Source organism: Clostridium sp. AUH-JLR23 (assembly GCF_964238065.1).
Classification (GTDB): Bacteria; Bacillota_I; Bacilli_A; order Erysipelotrichales; family Coprobacillaceae; genus Allocoprobacillus; species Allocoprobacillus merdigallinarum.
The window spans coordinates 53,120-69,370 of record NZ_CAXSKY010000014.1; the positions used below are offsets into that span (position 1 = coordinate 53,120).

At 31.0% G+C, this 16,251-nt stretch carries 16 protein-coding genes, 1 other RNA gene and 1 riboswitch; of the genes, 16 read left to right on the forward strand and 1 reads right to left on the reverse strand.

Translation table 11 applies throughout. From position 1 onward, the window contains the following. Positions 1-343: 343 nt before the first annotated feature. From ACESR5_RS08260 to ACESR5_RS08290, 7 genes are all read left to right on the forward strand, one after another. Positions 344-1,186 carry an ABC transporter permease gene (locus ACESR5_RS08260; protein WP_087935794.1) on the forward strand — a complete coding sequence of 281 codons (843 nt, stop codon included), beginning with the start codon at positions 344-346 and terminating at the stop codon, positions 1,184-1,186. Further along, positions 1,183-1,989 carry an ABC transporter permease gene (locus ACESR5_RS08265; RefSeq protein WP_087244987.1) on the forward strand — a complete coding sequence of 269 codons (807 nt, stop codon included), beginning with the start codon at positions 1,183-1,185 and terminating at the stop codon, positions 1,987-1,989. The genes ACESR5_RS08260 and ACESR5_RS08265 overlap by 4 nt, the downstream gene beginning before the upstream one ends. After that, positions 1,970-3,049: an ABC transporter substrate-binding protein gene (locus ACESR5_RS08270; protein WP_191341902.1), complete on the forward strand. Its 1,080-nt coding sequence runs from the start codon at positions 1,970-1,972 to the stop codon at positions 3,047-3,049. Before ACESR5_RS08265 ends, ACESR5_RS08270 begins: the two co-directional genes overlap by 20 nt. A 151-nt stretch (positions 3,050-3,200) precedes the next feature. Continuing rightward, complete coding sequence (locus tag ACESR5_RS08275) at positions 3,201-3,767, forward strand: dihydrofolate reductase family protein (protein WP_087244989.1); 567 nt, start codon at positions 3,201-3,203, stop codon at positions 3,765-3,767. A gap of 84 nt (positions 3,768-3,851) precedes the next feature. Further along, complete coding sequence (locus tag ACESR5_RS08280; protein ID WP_087935790.1) at positions 3,852-4,397, forward strand: flavodoxin domain-containing protein; 546 nt, start codon at positions 3,852-3,854, stop codon at positions 4,395-4,397. Beyond that, positions 4,394-5,086 carry a DNA/RNA non-specific endonuclease gene (locus tag ACESR5_RS08285; RefSeq protein WP_373155057.1) on the forward strand — a complete coding sequence of 231 codons (693 nt, stop codon included), beginning with the start codon at positions 4,394-4,396 and terminating at the stop codon, positions 5,084-5,086. Before ACESR5_RS08280 ends, ACESR5_RS08285 begins: the two co-directional genes overlap by 4 nt. Positions 5,087-5,198: 112 nt before the next feature. Further along, on the forward strand, positions 5,199-5,966 hold the full coding sequence (locus ACESR5_RS08290) for an AIM24 family protein (protein ID WP_373155059.1): 768 nt from the start codon (positions 5,199-5,201) through the stop codon (positions 5,964-5,966). A gap of 46 nt (positions 5,967-6,012) precedes the next feature. On the opposite strand, the gene ACESR5_RS08295 is transcribed toward ACESR5_RS08290, so the two are convergent. After that, the gene (locus ACESR5_RS08295; RefSeq protein WP_373155060.1) at positions 6,013-7,164 is read right to left on the reverse strand and encodes a DUF871 domain-containing protein; all 1,152 of its coding nucleotides are present in this window, start codon (positions 7,162-7,164) and stop codon (positions 6,013-6,015) included. 289 nt (positions 7,165-7,453) lie between these two features. Here ACESR5_RS08295 and ACESR5_RS08300 point away from each other — a divergent pair, with 289 nt between their 5' ends. The 9 genes from ACESR5_RS08300 (at position 7,454) to ssrA (ending at position 15,649) form a co-directional block, all read left to right on the forward strand. Further along, on the forward strand, positions 7,454-9,148 hold the full coding sequence (locus ACESR5_RS08300) for an MraY family glycosyltransferase (protein ID WP_289528123.1): 1,695 nt from the start codon (positions 7,454-7,456) through the stop codon (positions 9,146-9,148). Continuing rightward, complete coding sequence (gene crcB, locus ACESR5_RS08305; RefSeq protein WP_373155062.1) at positions 9,141-9,509, forward strand: fluoride efflux transporter CrcB; 369 nt, start codon at positions 9,141-9,143, stop codon at positions 9,507-9,509. Before ACESR5_RS08300 ends, crcB begins: the two co-directional genes overlap by 8 nt. A gap of 53 nt (positions 9,510-9,562) precedes the next feature. After that, positions 9,563-9,741, forward strand: a riboswitch (cobalamin riboswitch). 80 nt (positions 9,742-9,821) lie between these two features. Further along, a complete protein-coding gene (locus tag ACESR5_RS08310) occupies positions 9,822-10,952 on the forward strand; it encodes a prenyltransferase/squalene oxidase repeat-containing protein (RefSeq protein ID WP_373155064.1) in 1,131 nt (376 codons plus the stop codon). Then, positions 10,945-11,658, forward strand: a complete 714-nt coding sequence (locus tag ACESR5_RS08315) for a DUF4430 domain-containing protein (RefSeq protein ID WP_373155065.1) — start codon at positions 10,945-10,947, stop codon at positions 11,656-11,658. The genes ACESR5_RS08310 and ACESR5_RS08315 overlap by 8 nt, the downstream gene beginning before the upstream one ends. Continuing rightward, positions 11,651-12,154 carry a hypothetical protein gene (locus ACESR5_RS08320; protein ID WP_373155066.1) on the forward strand — a complete coding sequence of 168 codons (504 nt, stop codon included), beginning with the start codon at positions 11,651-11,653 and terminating at the stop codon, positions 12,152-12,154. The genes ACESR5_RS08315 and ACESR5_RS08320 overlap by 8 nt, the downstream gene beginning before the upstream one ends. Before the next feature lie 184 nt (positions 12,155-12,338). Continuing rightward, complete coding sequence (gene secG / locus ACESR5_RS08325; protein WP_373155068.1) at positions 12,339-12,560, forward strand: preprotein translocase subunit SecG; 222 nt, start codon at positions 12,339-12,341, stop codon at positions 12,558-12,560. 65 nt (positions 12,561-12,625) lie between these two features. After that, a complete protein-coding gene (gene rnr / locus ACESR5_RS08330) occupies positions 12,626-14,830 on the forward strand; it encodes a ribonuclease R (protein WP_373155070.1) in 2,205 nt (734 codons plus the stop codon). 16 nt (positions 14,831-14,846) lie between these two features. Next, positions 14,847-15,293, forward strand: coding sequence for an SsrA-binding protein SmpB (gene smpB, locus ACESR5_RS08335; protein ID WP_087244999.1), 447 nt, complete (start codon positions 14,847-14,849; stop codon positions 15,291-15,293). A 1-nt stretch (position 15,294) separates the two neighbouring features. Next, positions 15,295-15,649, forward strand: a transfer-messenger RNA (tmRNA) gene (ssrA, locus tag ACESR5_RS08340). Positions 15,650-16,251 lie beyond the last annotated feature (602 nt).

Genomic DNA, 16,251 nt, shown 5'->3' on the forward strand with positions numbered 1-16,251 from the left:
CAACCTGTTGTGAAAAATGAAAGAGCGAATGAAGGGGTTATGGCATTCAATTTCTTTAAGACAGTTGATGAACTTGATGAATCCGTAGCCTTAGATACAGATTTAAAAACATGGGCAAATGCTCAAGGATGGAAATTAAATGATGAAGATGAATCTGTAGATATTTATGTAGATTATGATTTTGATCCTGAACATATTGAAGAAGGAACATATAAAGTCACTTTCTCAACAGAAGGTAGAGAATTAAAGATTCATACAACAGATTATGTGGAAGAAGGTAAAGAGGTCGGTTTAACATTCTTCCCTGAAGATATTCATGTCATGGAAAAGATGGGGTTCTAGAATGAAACGTTTTTCACAATTAGCATGGCCCTATATGATATGGGTGATCTTAATGATTTTATTACCAATGTTATTAATTCTTTTCTATTCATTAACAACAAGTGGAAATGATATCATTAACTTTACATTTACTTTGGATCATTTTAAAAAGTTTTTTACCGACCCAGACTTTTTACTTGTCTTATGGCGTTCATTGACGATTGCTGTGAAGACAACAATTATCTGTGTTGTCTTAGGTTATCCAGTTGCTTATTTTATTGCAAGAAGCAGTGATCGTGTTCGTAATATTCTTGTTTTAGCTATTACTTTACCAATGTGGATTAATATGTTAGTCAGAACATATGCCTGGATAGGAATTCTTTCTGATGGGGGTATAGCTCAAACAATTTTAGGTTTCTTTGGACTCAAAGATATGGAGTTGTTATATACAGAAGGTTCTGTATTGCTTGGAATGGTTTATAACTTTATTCCATTTATGATTCTACAAATCAATACATCTTTATGTAAGATGGATAAATCATTATTAGAAGCCAGTGCTGATTTAGGGGCGAACAGAGTCCAGACATTCTTACGTGTCACTTTGCCATTATCTTTATCAGGAGTTGTCAGTGGAATAACACTTGTCTTTTTACCAGCAGTGAGTTCATTCTTTATTCCTAAACTTCTTGGTGGAGGACAGTTCTTCTTAATTGGTAACGTTATTGAAAATCAATTTATTACAGTTGGAGAATGGAACTTTGGTAGTGCAATCTCTATGATTATGGCAGTCATTATGATGATTTGTATGTATGCAATTAGAAAAATTGATGAACGTAATAGTGGAGGAGGGAATCAGGAATCATGAAAAAAGATAAGAGAATTATTGGTAAAATTTTAATGGTTCTGATGATTTTATTCTTCTATTTACCAATTGTATTTATGGTTATCTTCTCTTTTAATGAAAGTAAATCATTAACACATTTTACTGGTTTTAGTTTAAACTGGTATGAAAAACTCTTCCAAAATAGAGATATGATGGAATCATTATATGTCACAATTACAGTTGCTGTGATTGCTACAATTGTATCGACAATAGTAGGAACAATTAGTGCCATTGGTTTATCAAAATCAAGCAAGATTGTTAAAAAAGTCATGATGCAGTTAAATGATTTTCCAATTATGAATCCAGAAATTGTGACAGCTATTGGATTGATGCTACTATTTATTACATTTCATATAGAACGTGGTTTTATGACAATGTTACTTGCTCATATTACATTCTGTATACCTTATGTTATTTTAAGTGTGATGCCTAAAATTCGTTCACTAGATCCAAATCTATCTGATGCAGCAATGGATTTAGGAGCAACACCATGGCAAGCTTTAACAAAAGTTTTAGTACCACAAATTATGCCTGGTATCGTATCAGGAGCCTTAATTGCCTTTACAATGTCATTTGATGATTTTATCATTTCATACTTTGTAACAGGAGGAGGGGTTAAAAACTTAAGTATCATGGTTTATACAATGAGTAAAAGAGTTAACCCAACAATCAATGCAATATCTACGCTTGTCGTAGTATTGATAACGGTAGTCTTAGTGATTATCAATGTAGTACCACTAATTAAAGCAAGAAGGGAGAAAAAAGATGAAAAAGTTATTAACTAGTTTATTAGCGGTTGCAACAATGTTTACTTTAACAGCGTGTGGAGGGGATTCAAATGCAGATAAGCCATATGCCGGACAAGAATTACACCTTTATAACTGGGGAGAATACATGGGTGAAAATTTTATCTCTGGTTTTGAAGATTTAACAGGCGCAACAGTCGTTGTGGATTACTTTGATTCAAATGAAACTATGTATATCAAAGTCGCAAATGGAGAACCATATGATATTTTAGTTCCTAGTGACTATATGATTGAAAGATTAATTCAAGAAGATCTTATTCAAAAATTAGATAAAGATAAGATTACATGTATGGATGAGCTTGTTGATGCTGTCAAAGGATTACCTTATGATCCAAACAATGAATATTCTATTCCATATTTCTGGGGAACAGTAGGAATTGTTTATGATAAAACAAAAGTCAGTGAAGCTGATTTAGAAAAAGAAGGATACAATATTTTCTTAGATACTAAATACAAAGGAGATATTTATCTATATGATTCTGAACGTGATTCATTCATGATGGCATTAAAAGCTTTAGGATATTCAATGAATACAAAAGATGAAAAAGAATTAGAAGAAGCTTATAACTGGTTAGTGAAATGTGTAGAAACAATGGAACCAGAAATCGTAACTGATGAAATTATTGATAACATGGCTCAAGGTAGAAAAGCTTTAGGATTGATTTACTCTGGAGATGCTGCTTATGTTATGAGTGAAAATGAAAACATGGGATTCTATATGCCTGAAACAGGAACAAATTTATGGAGTGATGCTATGGTGATTCCAAAGAATGCTGAAAATGTAGAATTAGCACATGAATTTATTAATTATGCTTGTAGCTATGAAGCTGCTATGGATAATTCAAGCTTTGTAGGATATACTTCTGCTAATCAGGAAGTTATGGATGAATTAGCAAGTGGAGATTATGAAGGAATTAATGCTTACGTACCTAGAACTGGTAATGATAAAGATGAAGTTTTTGAATATGATGAAGCAACTCGTAAAATCATTTCAGATTACTTCAGTAAAGTAAAAATCGCAGCTTCAAATGCTCAATAACAATAATGAGAAGGTTGATACTATGTATTAATCTTCTTTTTTTGTTTGAAAAATAAAAAAGATGAACATTTATATAAGTATTAATTGCATATAAAAAGAAATGACGACAAAGATTTAACATGTTATAATTTGAATGCATTGAGGTGGATGAATGAGAAAAGTTATTTTATTTATTGCGATGAGTCTAGATGGATATATTGCTGATCAAAATGGTGGAGTAGACTGGTTACAAGGACAGGACTCGAATCAGGAAACAAAAGATATTTATACAGAATTTATTCAAAATATAGATACAGTTATTATGGGATGGAATACATATTATCAGATTGTAACAGAATTATCACCAGATCAGTGGATTTATTCTTCACTTCAAAGCTATGTCATAACACATAATCAAAAAGAATCAACAGAAAATATTCAATTTGTTTTACAGGATCCAAGCGATTTGATTAGGGAGTTAAAACAAAAAGAAGGAAAAGATATATGGATTTGTGGTGGAGCACAAATCATTCAATCGCTTATGCAAAATCAAATGATTGATGAATATCATATTTCTATTATTCCAATTCTTTTAGGATCAGGCATTTCATTGTTTCATACAGGATTTTCAACAATTCCATTACAATTAGTAGAATCTCATGAGAATAATGGAATATTGGACACAATTTATATACGAAGAAAAGAAACGGATATAAATGAGTCATGTGATAGAAAATGATTTTTTAGAAATAGTAAGGTTTCTATTTTATTGTATGTATAGAGCAAGAAAAAGGAATGAATATCATGGAAGGAAGGCATAAAAATGAAAGGAATTATTATATATGGTTCTCACTATGGAACAACAAAACAATATGCTGAAGAATTATCAAGATTAACACATTTACCATTAGAAAACGAAGAAGATGTAAAAAATATACATGATGATTTCATTGTTTATTTAGGTGGATTATATGCAGGAGGAGTTAAGGGATTAAAACATATAGTTAAAATGATACCATCACAGACACAAATGATTGTCGTGACAGTAGGTTTAGCAGATGTTCAAGATGAACAAAATATAAAAAATATAAGACATGCTCTCCAACAACAATTATCACCAGAACTTTTTCATGGCTCAAAGTTTTTTCATTTACGTGGAGGTATTGATTATTCAAAGTTAAGCTTTAAACACAAGACTATGATGACTCTTTTATATAAGGTTACTAAAAATAAACCACGTGAAAATATGACTGCAGAAGATCAAGCTATGGTGGATTCGTATAATAAAAAAGTTGATTTTGTTGATTTTCAAGCATTAAAGCCAATTGTTGAAGAAATTAACTTTATCATGCAAGGAGAATCGAAATGAGAAAAAGATATAAAAAGAAACTTATAAAAATTATTGTTGCTGGTGTTGTTGCACTGGGTGGATATCTTGGTGTTGAATTTCATCAGCAGACATATAGTGCTATCAGTATTGAAGATGTCCCAGAATATAGTGGTCAACCTTATGTGATTATTAATGATAATGAACCTTACTTTGATAATGATGATTTAACAACACAAGCATTTGAAAAATATAGTTCTTTAGATTCATTAGGAAGATGTGGTGTAGCTTATGCGAATATTGGTGAAGAAACTATGCCAACAGAAAAAAGAGGGAATATTGGAATGATTAAACCCTCTGGATGGCAAATTAAAAGATATGATTTTATAGATGGGAAATATTTATATAATCGTTGTCATTTGATTGGATATCAGTTGAGTGGTGAAAATGCAAATGAGAAAAATCTAATTACAGGTACAAGATACATGAATACAGAAGGAATGCTGCCTTTTGAAAATCAAGTGGCTGATTATGTACAAGAAACAGGTAATCATGTTCTTTATCGCGTGACGCCCGTTTTTGAAGGAAATCATTTGGTTGCTGATGGTGTTTTAATGGAAGCTATGTCAGTAGAAGATCGAGGATTAGATATTGAATTTAATGTATTTGTTTATAATGTACAACCTGGTGTAAAAATTGATTATGCGACAGGAAATAGTCAACTTGAGTAAAAATTATTTATCTTTATTTAAAAATGTTTCTTTATATTTATAGAATAAAACAATACCAGCTAAAACAGTCGTTATTCCGTTAGATATAATAAAAGAAAAGGAGGAAAAAAACATGTTTAAGATTTCAAATTTTACGAACAATAATGATGTTCAAATTATTCAAGAATGTGGACCATTTCAGGTTATTGAATATCAACGTGATTTAAGTGTTATGCCACATCATGCTCAAACGGCATATTTTTGTAATGAAATGAATATTCGAAAAAGACAAGTTATTTGTGATATTAATAAAGCAAATATTGTTGTTCAGGCAGGGGCAATGCAATGGATGGTTGGAAATGTTTATGCCACAACAGGATTAAAAGGTGTAGGAGATTTATTATCTAAAGCAGTTCGTGGAAAAGTTACAGGGGAAACAGCAATTAAACCAGAATATACAGGAGAAGGAATTTTGGTTTTAGAGCCAACATATAAGCATATTTTATTGCTTGATCTTGATGAATGGAATCATTCAGTTGTATTAGATGATGGATTGTTTTTAGCATGTGATGCCAATTTAAAACATAAAGCTGTCATGCGTTCTAATTTGTCTTCTGCTGCTGCGGGAAATGAAGGACTATTTAATTTGGGAATTGAAGGATCTGGTGTTGTCTGTTTAGAATCTGATTGCCCAAAGGAAGAGTTAATTGAAATAACTTTAGAAGATGATGTTTTAAAGGTTGATGGTAACATGGCTATTGCATGGAGCGGTAGTTTAGAGTTTAAAGTAGAACGTTCAGGTAAAACTTTAGCTGGTTCAGCCGCTTCAGGCGAAGGATTAGTGAATGTTTATCGTGGAACAGGAAAAATATGGATTGCGCCTATTGATGGTAAACAATAAACATAATAAAAAGGTTCTTCCCTATTCAAGGGGAGAACCATATTTTTTATTTAATAATTTTAAAATGATGACCAGGTTTGATAAAATCAAGTAACATTAATTCTTCTGGTTTTACAGTCGCAACTAAATTACGTTCACCATCATTTGGAATTTCAGTTAAAACAATTTCAAGTTCACCACGATAATGAGCTAAATTATCATTAACGATTAAAACATCTCCACGTGTAAAGACTTTCTTACCAGGATCTCTATATGGAATAGATTGTGATTCTATATTCATTTGAGTATCTTTTCCCATGTTTCCATCTTGTACACTCTTTTTAGCTTTGAACCAAACACGAGGTGATGAAGAACGTAACATGAATGTTGAATGGTCATAACGATCCCAATGAGGAGCGAAATCATACATGATTTCTTTTTCGTTTTGACTAATACATTCAGCTTCATCAACTCTAATTTCAATAGCTTGCATATTCACTTTAGATAATGCTTCTAATTCTTCATCAGTTGCAGGATAGTTTCCAATTAAGATATCATCAATATCTCCAGTCGCAAGCATATAACGAGCTTGTAAATCAATTGGTAAACCACGCATAATTTCAACAGTTGGTAAACCACAGAAAACTTGCCATGGACCAATTGTATGTTCATTGTTACTAGAAACAAAAGCAGCAGTGTGTAAATTTAATTCTTTCCAATAACGGTTAAAGTCCATAAATAAATCAAAATCTAACCCAGTATAACGTTCTGGGAAGAAGTTATGACACATAGTGATTTGATCTTTATTACCACCATTATTGATTAAAAGTTCTACACCCATATCCATACTAGCGTTAAATTCAATTTTAATATTGTATGGATTACGTGTTAATTGAATATCACCTTGAGTTCCAAAGTTACCATCCATTCTAATAATATCTAATCCCAAATCAGCGAATGGTTTTAAATTGCTAGGTGTTGCTCCAATTAAGTCAAAAACTTGTGGATTTGTATCAGCAGCAACTTCAAATCCTAATTCATGAGCTTTTTTCATGAAATCTTTAAATTGAACTAAATAACTTTCTCTTTCATCATCTGGAATAGATAAGAAACATGTAAAAATTCTGCTAAAACCTAATTTTGCAGCTTTTTCCATGTATGCGTATACCTCTTCCATTGGTGTTTTGTCAGGGTATACAGAAATACCTAATTTGTGCATATTCATTTTCCTCCTTATATTTTACATTATAACACCTTTGTGAATAGACTTTAAGCAAAAAAGAGCTTAGAATAGATTTTGTCATTTAAAATGTATTATATTATGATATTTTTAAAGAGATAATTAAATAACTTCAAAAAAAAGATAAGTCTATATGATGAGTGTATAAATGGAAAATTTTTTTCATTAATAAGAATAAATAAATGAAATAAATGCAGTCAGGACTTCGCAAAATCGCATATTTATGATATAACAAAAGATATAGAATTGAAGAAAGGAGCTAAGAATCATGAGTTTAGAAATATGTTTATCGTTTGTTGTGACATTCGTATTAAGCTTAATTCTTGTTCCAATAGTAGGAAAGGTTTCAAAAAAACTTGGTATTATTGCCCATACAAATAAACGAACAATACATAAAGGCATTATCGCAAGAACTGGTGGTTATGCGATTTATATGAGTTTTTTAATTGGAACGATGATCTTCTTAAAAACAGATACACAGATTAATGCTATTTTAATAGGTGGCTTTATCATTTTCTTAACAGGATTTTATGATGATATTCATGATTTATCTCCGAAATTAAAAATGCTTGGTCAAGTCATTGCCGCGTTAGTCGTTATTATTTATGGTGATATTGTTTTAAAGGGATTCACGCTTCCATTCTTACCTGAATCAGTGTCTTATATACTAGCTATTATTATTACTATTTTATGGATCGTAGGTATTAGTAATGCTATTAATTTAATTGATGGATTAGATGGATTGTGTGCAGGTATATCTATTATTGTTCTGGTGACTATTTCATTGACTTCATTAACTTATGGACGTACAGATATTTCTTCTTTATCATTGCTTTTAGCTGGCGCAATAGGTGGCTTTTTAGTGTATAACTTTCATCCTGCATCTATCTTTTTGGGTGATTGTGGGGCATTGTTTATTGGTTTTATGATTGCAGTCATTTCATTACTTGGATTTGGTTATAAAAGCTCATCTTTTTTTACATTAGGGGCACCGATTGTTGTTTTGATGGTTCCAATTATGGATACGTTTATTGCGATTATTCGTCGTAAAGTTCATCATAAAAGTTTTAGTGAAGCTGATCGTAATCATCTTCATCATAAATTGATGTTTTCTTTAGAACTTGGACAAACCAAGAGTGTTTTAATCTTATATGCTGTTACAGTATTATTCTCTTTATGTTCTTATCTTTATTTATTTGATAAGGTTGCAGCAACTATTTTATTTATTGCTTTGATGGTTTTATTTGAACTTTTTGTAGAAGCAACAAATATGATTGATCGTAAATATAAACCACTTTTAACGATTTTAAATATTTTCATTAAAAGTGAATATTTGCCTTCCATCAAAGATACAAAACCATACCAAAGAATTATTCAAAAAGCCAAGAAAAAATATGCTGTTATTTTGGTTCTTGTTATAGGTATTGTATTCTCAATGGTTTTTGTTTTGAATAATGAGGAAAAAGTAGAGACTCAGACACCAGTGACTACTGAGTATATAGAGTCGCAAAATGAAACAAGTTTAATGAGTGATATATATAATCAATTAGTCACAGCTATTAATCGTGGTGATAAAACCGCAGAAAGGCAATTAGTGGCTGCTTATTTTGTGAGTGATTACTATACCTTATCGAATAAAGAGAATGGAGAAATAGGTGGTATTGATTATTTCTATGCTGAGAAAAAAGACGATTTTACAGCTTATGCTCGAAATGAATATTATAAAGAAATACAGACAGATATAAATCTACCTGAAGTTATCCGTTATGATATTTTATCTAATGTGGTTTCTTATAAAGCTTTGTCAGGATTGGAAGATTATAGTTATTACGATGTCAAAGTTCAAATGACTTTTAAAGAAATAAATCCTATTTTAGATACATTACAATATACAACAACGGTGACTTTAATTGAAAAAGATCAGAAGTTTAGTGTTGTTGCGATGGAGAACGATAATGGATAAATTTTTATGGGTAGGACTTGGTGGAGCCCTTGGCGCAATTTTAAGATATTCTATCAGCCTATTACCGTTGAAAAGTTCTTTTCCATTTTTAACTTTGATAACTAATGTCATTGGTGCTTTTGTTATTGGTATTGTTGTAGGATTATTTGAAAAGCATTATCTTTCTTCAAACATTAATTTATTTTTAAAGACAGGAGTCTGTGGAGGATTTACAACTTTTTCAACATTTTCATTGGAAACTTTAACACTATTAGAAAATGGTATGCCCTCTATAGCAATGATATATGCTTTTGTTAGTATTATTGGATGCGTGATTGGAGTATATCTAGGAAAAACAATTGTTGGAATAAGAGCTTTGTAAAAGGCTCTTTTTTTCTTTATTATCTTAAAATAAAGGTATATAATATGAACGTAAAAGTTTATGAATTTGTTGGTTGGAAATAGAAGTATTTCATGAAAATGGAAGCAGGTGAAAATCCTGAGCTGTCCCGCAGCCGTAATAGGGAGTCAAAGCGTAATGCCACTGGGGAACTGGGAAGGTGCTAAGACGATGAACTTCAGCCGGAATACATGCCAACATCTTGGAATACACTTTACGGAGTATAAAGTCGTTCTAGTATCAATTCTAGGGCAAGTATGCCTTATTTTTGTCTAGAGGGAAGAGGAGGACAAAATGAAGAAAATTTTTACAAGTTTATTGATTATGTTAATGATGGTCATTGGACAAATTTTTCCAGTATCAGCATTATCATATGATGAAAGTCTTGCATTAGCAAAAAACTATTACTCACAGAAGACAAGTCTTGATCAATTTGGAGATTTGCTCGCATTTGAATCACTTGGTTTGGATTCTAAAAATCTTTCAATTGAGCATATGATTGCTACTGATTACGCTTCAGAAATTGCTCAAACAGTTATTGCATTAACATTGCATGGAGATGACCCTAGAAATTATCAAGGAATCAATTATGTAGAGATGTTAGAAAATTGTGTTCAATCTAATGGAGCTTTTGATAAACAGAATAATTCTACATATGCTAACTATCAAGTTTATGGTGTTTATGCATTATATATTGTTAATTCAACAAAGTTAGAGCTTGCTGCTGATTATTTAGCATCATTGATTGACCAAGATGGAGCTTTTGGTTCAAGTTATGGTCCAAGCTTAGATATTACAGGATGGGTTATTGAAAGTTTAACTTTAGTTAATCAACAAAAATATCAAGCTACTATTGATAGTGCTATGGCATATATTCAATCTTTAAGAGATGGACAAGCTGGTTATAAAGATAGTTTTAGTGGTGTTAATGCTAATACACAAGCATGTGTACTAGCAGGATTATTAACATATGATAGTGAAGGTGTTAAAGCTGGTAAGTACAATCAAAATGATTGTAATCCTTATGATGTGTTATTATCTTTCCAAAATAATGATGGTAGTTTCTGGTCATCCTATATAGGAGAAGGACAGTGCGATTCATATGCTACAATGCAAGCAGTACAGACAGTTGGATATTACGTTAATGGTTCTGTTTATGAAAAAGCACGTCAAAAATATCTTGCTTTAGGTGAAGTTGTACAACCAGAAACAAAACCTGAAGAATCTATTACTGATTCACAAGATAAAAATGATGAAGAAGTTAATAAAGTGGAAACAAATGAAGTGAAAACAGAAACTGTTAAGGAAACATCAAAAAAAGCTGATGTAGTACAAACTGATGATATCTCTTGGTTAACAGGGTATGGTTTATTATTTTTAGGAAGTGGAATACTTTTATTGAAAGGAAGAAAGTATTTTGAATAAAACAAAAAAATATACGCTCATTTTTATTGTTGTATGTTTTCTGTTTATTGGTGGAGCAGGTATTTATAATGCCTGCTTTTCATCAAATCAGAAATCACCTGTTGTCAGTGAAAAAATAGAAAATAGTGATGAAAAAGAAGAGATAGATTCCAATCAACAAGAAATAACGAAACAAGAAGAAAAGGAAGAACAGGACTCTTCTCAAAAAGAAGAAAATAAAGCTACTCAAGATAAAATAGAATCTCAATCAACAACACAATCACAAACAACATCCAAACAAGAAACGACTACATCTAAACAAGAAACAACAACTTCAAAACAGGAGACAACATCAACTGATCAGACAGAAGAATTGTCTCAACAAGAGGAACAACAAAATGAAGTTGTAGAAGATGTGGCTTCTGTTAATGTATCTATTACTGGTGTTGATGGGGTTATAGCACAAGATTATGTAGAATATGAAGACAATATGAGTGCTTATGATGCATTAAAAATATTAGCTGATAATTATGAAATATCAGTCAAGACATCAGGAATTGGGCAGAGAGTTTATATTAAAGGGATTAATGGGTTGATGGAATTTGACTATGGAAGTCGTTCAGGATGGAAATATAAAGTCAATGGCTCTTATCCAAGTGTTGGAGCAGGAGGCTATGTTTTAAAAGATGGTGATCAGGTTGAATGGATCTATACAACGAATGGATAAAGTAAAAGAAATTAGTTTAATTGGCATTTTAGCAGCTGTTAATATTGCATCACGCATTGCATTACAGGCTTTGCCAAATATTAAACCTGTGACTTCTATTATTATTATATCAGTTATGGTTTTTGGATTGGCTTTTGGTATTAAGCTTACACTGGTGACAACACTTGTATCTAATATGTATTTGGGTATGGGAATTTGGACTTTTTTTCAAATTCTGGCATGGATTGTTATATGTTTTTTAACACAATGTATTGTGGATATTTATAGACATAGAAATAAGCAACCACCTCTTATTGTCATGGCTATATTTTCTTTTTTGATGGGCTATGTTTTTGGTTTTATTGTGTCATTGGATCAATTTGTTGTAGGTGGGTTTCCGTTATTTATTGTTTATTATAGTGCTGGTTTATTATTTGATACTTTTCATGCAGTGGGAAATTTCTTTTTTTACATTATAGGAGCACCTCTTTTGCTGAAGGTGTTAAAACAAAAATAGAAAGTATTATAATCATTTTAAAAGGTGAAAATATGATACTTTCTATTTTTATATCATGATATGATTGTGTAGAAAATTGGTGTTATAATAGCAAAAATATTGAATTCATAAAAAGTATTGTATTTTTATATTGATTATGATAGTATTGTTATGCTAATGTATAAAAAGAAAAGGAGGTACGACAATGATTTTAAATATTTTACTCGTTATAGTTTCAATTGCTCTTATTGTTGTATGCCTATTACAAAGTGGAAAATCTGATGGTGTGGTGAATGCTTTGACTGGTCAAAGTTCTAACCTATTTGCTCATCAAAAAGAAAGAGGAGCAGATTTGGTTTTAACACGTATTACTGTTGGACTTGCAATTGCATTTTTTGTTCTTGCAATCTTAATTAGAATGGGTTAATCATTAGGGCACTTTGATGTGTCCTCTTTTTATTAATTGGATAAACTAAAAGTGAGGTGAGAAAATTGAAAGAAGAAATATTAGAGTTATTATCTGATCAAACTTATACAAGAAGAAAAATTCAAGAATTAGCTGAACACTTTCATATGACAGAAACACAGGATTATGTTGCGTTTATCAAACTTATTAATGAAATGGAAGATGAAGGGCTTATTATAAGAAGTCGTATTAATGATTATTATTTGATTAATCAGCTTCAATATTATAAAGGTGTCTTAGAATTAAATAAACGTGGATTTGGTTTTGTAAAAATTGATGAAGATAGAGAATTTTATATACATGATTCCAATATGAAGGATGCACTTCATAATGATACTGTTTTAATCGAAAAGATTAAATCTCATGGACAACGTGAAGAAGGACGTGTTGTGCGTGTTTTAAAGCGTGGAAAACTTCGTTATGTTGGGGAAGTGAAGCGTGGAAGAAAAGACTATATTGTCAAAACAGATGATCAGAAATTTGATAAGCCTATTATTGTTGATGCAGCACATATGCATGGCGCTATGCCAGGGCATAAGGTTGTGGTAGAAATTAAGACTTTTAAACCACAAATTAAAGGCGATATTATTAAAATTATTGGACATCGTAATGATCCTGGAATAGATATTTTATCTATTGTCCATGCGCATGATGTAGATATTGAATTTCCTAAGGAAGTCTACGAACAAATTGAAGGTATCTCAGATGAAATTGATCCAAGTGATATTGAAAATCGTGTGGATTTAAGAAATGAGTTGATTGTGACAATTGATGGTGATGATGCCAAGGATTTAGATGATGCCATTTCTTTAAAGAAATTGGATAATGGACATTATCAGCTGGGAGTTCATATTGCAGATGTCTCTTATTATGTTACAGAAGGTTCACCTTTAGATAAGGAAGCCATTAAAAGAGGAACATCTATTTATTTGGTTGACCGTGTGATTCCAATGTTACCACATAAATTATCAAATGGAATATGTTCATTAAATCCAAATACAGATCGTTATACAATCAGTTGTATTATGGAAATTGATAAACATGGTGAAGTTGTTAATCATGATATTTTACCAACGGTGATTCATTCTTCTTATCGTATGACATATAATAATGTGAATAAGATTTTAGATGGTGATCAAAAATTACAGCAGGAATATGCACCAGCTGTGCCATTATTCTTTTTAATGCAGGAATTAGCGACATTATTAAGAAAAGTCAGAGATGAACGTGGTGCTATTGATTTTGATGTTGATGAAGCTAAGGTGCTTGTTGATCAAAAAGGAAAGCCAACTGATGTTGTTTTAAGAAAACGTGGTGCTTCTGATAAAATTATTGAAGAGTTTATGTTGAAAGCCAATGAAACAGTAGCGCAGCATTTTAAATGGTTGGATTTACCATTTATTTATCGTGTTCATGAACAGCCAAAGGTTAAGAAATTACAACAATTTGTGAATATTGTAAAACCATTAGGATATACGATTAAAGGATCTTTAGAACATGTTTATCCAAATGAATTAAATGCGATTATTCATGCATCTAAAGGAACTGATGAACATGTGATTGTGTCAACATTATTATTAAGATGTATGCAAAAAGCAAGATATGACGCTCAATGTTTAGGGCATTTTGGTTTAGCGGATGAATATTATACACACTTTACTTCACCAATACGTCGTTACCCTGATTTATTGGGACATCGTTTAATTAGAACATTCTTATTTAAACAGGATTATAAACAGACAACCCATTTTGAAGAAGTAATTCCAGAATTAGCAGAACAATCTTCATATCGTGAAAAAGAAGCTGTTGATATTGAAAGAGAAGTAACAGATATGAAGATGGCTGAGTATATGTCTGAACATATTGGGGAAGAATTTGAAGGTATGATTTCTTCTATTACTTCTTTTGGTTTCTTTGTTGAACTGCCAAATACTATTGATGGTTTGGTACATATCACAGATTTAACAGATGATTATTATCACTATGATGAAAAACAAATGGTTCTCGTTGGTGAAAGAACAGGAAGAATCTTTAAATTATCTGATAAAGTGAAAGTTAGAGTTGTCGCTTGTGATAAAAAAGAAAGAACAATTGATTTTGAAGTTGTGGGAATGGAATCAAGAAAAAAGAAATCAAAAATTGTGAAAATAAATGATAGAAAAGTAAAGACAAAACGTACAAAAAAGGGTAAAATAAATAGGTCACATAGAAAGACAAGAAAACATAGATAGAAAGGATGTGATATGCATGAAAGTTGTCACTCAGAATAAAAAAGCATTTCATGACTACTTTATTTTAGATACTTATGAAGCTGGAATTGAATTAAAAGGGACAGAAATTAAATCAGTACGTCTTGGACATGTCAATTTAAAAGATGCTTTTATTCGTTTTAAGAACGATGAAGCTTTTATTGAAAACATGCATATCGCTCCTTATGAACAAGGAAATATTTTTAATCATGAACCACTTCGTAATAGAAAGTTATTGCTTCATAAAAAGCAAATTAAAAAGCTACAAAGAGAAGTGAAAGAAAATGGTTTAACAGTAGTTCCTACAAAATTATATTTTAATACGTCTAAGTTAAAAGTAGAGATTGCTTTAGCAAGAGGTAAGAAATTATATGACAAACGTCAGGATCTGAAAGCTAAAGATGCAAAAAGAGATATGGAAAGAGCATTAAAAAATGCTTACTAATGGGGGCGTCTTGGATTCGACAGGGGTCAGTTTGAATGGAATGGCAGCCGTGGGCATACGTTAATTGCAAACAAAAAATATCTGGAAACAGACAACAATTATCTTTCGCTTGCTAGTCGACGTTAGACTTTAGCGAATATCAGCCTATAGCATACCTATGGCTATAGAACTGGTAACATATCTAATAGGTTAAGGGTATAAAGATTCTGGATTTATACCACGAAAATGTACAGAATCGCTAAGTGAAAGACTGCTTGTGGATCGTAGCTTAGTTAAATTCATTCGACAAGATAAGCTGTAGAAGTTTCATATGGGACGGCTTTTGGACGCGGGTTCGATTCCCGCCGCCTCCACCAAAGAAAACAATAACCGCTACAAACATTGATTTTAAGCGGTTTTTTATATTGTTTTATTGAAAATTATATCAAATAGCCACTGTTAGCCATTTTTTGATATTTTAAAAAAGTAAAAGATATCAAAATATAATATTGAGAAATGATATCAATATATTCATGTTAATAATTTTCGATTAAATGTGTGTATGTAGGCTATGAAAATTCTAGTATAGTATTTGATATCATGTAAGAAACATATTATTCGTATAAATAATATAGTAATTTATTGAAAGTTCATAAGATTATTTGAGATATAATTTTATACTATATGTATAAAAAGAAGAATAAAGTTATTTAAAATTGTATTAATAAAGTTAAACAAAATGAAATATTTTATATTTTAATAGTGATTATAAAAAAATTTTAAACTATAAAATATCATTTTTTGTTGATTATAAAAAGGAAAATTGAATTTATAGTGTTTTCTTTGTCTAACTATGAATAAAAAAAACGAAAAAAAGTAAAAAAAAGACTTGCAAAGGTAGAGGATAGATGGTATTATAGATGAGCACTCGACGAGAGGGCACAGGGACATTGAAAACTGAACAGTAAACACGTCAATA

Excerpts from the sequence above, each read along its gene's own strand:
- smpB (WP_087244999.1), top strand. The coding sequence starts at position 14,847 with ATGAAAGTTGTCACTCAGAATAAAAAAGCATTTCATGACTACTTTATT.
- ACESR5_RS08320 (WP_373155066.1), top strand. The coding sequence starts at position 11,651 with ATGGATAAAGTAAAAGAAATTAGTTTAATTGGCATTTTAGCAGCTGTT.
- crcB (WP_373155062.1), top strand. The coding sequence starts at position 9,141 with ATGGATAAATTTTTATGGGTAGGACTTGGTGGAGCCCTTGGCGCAATT.
- secG (WP_373155068.1), top strand. The coding sequence starts at position 12,339 with ATGATTTTAAATATTTTACTCGTTATAGTTTCAATTGCTCTTATTGTT.
- ACESR5_RS08260 (WP_087935794.1), top strand. The coding sequence starts at position 344 with ATGAAACGTTTTTCACAATTAGCATGGCCCTATATGATATGGGTGATC.
- ACESR5_RS08270 (WP_191341902.1), top strand. The coding sequence starts at position 1,970 with ATGAAAAAGTTATTAACTAGTTTATTAGCGGTTGCAACAATGTTTACT.
- ACESR5_RS08300 (WP_289528123.1), top strand. The coding sequence starts at position 7,454 with ATGAGTTTAGAAATATGTTTATCGTTTGTTGTGACATTCGTATTAAGC.
- ACESR5_RS08275 (WP_087244989.1), top strand. The coding sequence starts at position 3,201 with ATGAGAAAAGTTATTTTATTTATTGCGATGAGTCTAGATGGATATATT.
- ACESR5_RS08295 (WP_373155060.1), bottom strand. The coding sequence starts at position 7,164 with ATGCACAAATTAGGTATTTCTGTATACCCTGACAAAACACCAATGGAA.
- ACESR5_RS08265 (WP_087244987.1), top strand. The coding sequence starts at position 1,183 with ATGAAAAAAGATAAGAGAATTATTGGTAAAATTTTAATGGTTCTGATG.
- ACESR5_RS08290 (WP_373155059.1), top strand. The coding sequence starts at position 5,199 with ATGTTTAAGATTTCAAATTTTACGAACAATAATGATGTTCAAATTATT.
- ACESR5_RS08310 (WP_373155064.1), top strand. The coding sequence starts at position 9,822 with ATGAAGAAAATTTTTACAAGTTTATTGATTATGTTAATGATGGTCATT.
- ACESR5_RS08280 (WP_087935790.1), top strand. The coding sequence starts at position 3,852 with ATGAAAGGAATTATTATATATGGTTCTCACTATGGAACAACAAAACAA.
- ACESR5_RS08285 (WP_373155057.1), top strand. The coding sequence starts at position 4,394 with ATGAGAAAAAGATATAAAAAGAAACTTATAAAAATTATTGTTGCTGGT.